Origin of the sequence: Alteromonas sp. ALT199, assembly GCF_018619335.1 — a bacterium.
In the GTDB taxonomy this organism is placed as follows: domain Bacteria; phylum Pseudomonadota; class Gammaproteobacteria; order Enterobacterales; family Alteromonadaceae; genus Alteromonas.
Genome location: NZ_JAHHDX010000171.1, coordinates 1 through 462, shown reverse-complemented (window position 1 = coordinate 462; position 462 = coordinate 1). Strand labels below are relative to the sequence as shown.

The 462-nt window shown below is 34.0% G+C and carries 1 protein-coding gene; it reads left to right on the top strand.

Translation table 11 applies throughout. The features are described from left to right. Window positions 1-69 precede the first annotated feature (69 nt). Window positions 70-459, top strand: coding sequence for a hypothetical protein (locus KL866_RS19380; protein WP_214996579.1), 390 nt, complete (start codon window positions 70-72; stop codon window positions 457-459). Window positions 460-462 lie beyond the last annotated feature (3 nt).

Below are 462 nucleotides of genomic sequence, written 5' to 3'. Positions count from 1 at the left end.
GCGGCTTCGCCATTATGCCCCACGAGCCTGCGCCCGTTATTGAAAAGTTAGACTTCAAAAGGATGTTTTGTGAAAATCTCAAGAGTTTTATTTTTTGTTACCTGCTTTTTTTCACAAACCAGTTATTCAGATGATTTGCTAAATAAGGTTAATGCTGATGTTAGGGTTATAAAAGCAATCAACCTACCACCTCATGGTTCAGGTAAAATTGAAATATCTACAGATAATGACCTATGGGTTGGTTTTAACTTTGAATTTCCGCAAGCAATGGTTGTAAGCTTTAAAAAAAATTACATACTTGAAATTAAAGATAAAAATAGCTATGCCAGTGTTTCTACAGGGCCTACAGACAATGGAGCAAGCACTATTTTTAAAGAGAAAGATGGTCAATTAGCATTCACCTATAAAAATAATACAAATTTAGAATACAAAGTTATATTCTGGGTTCGCAGTATTTAAAGC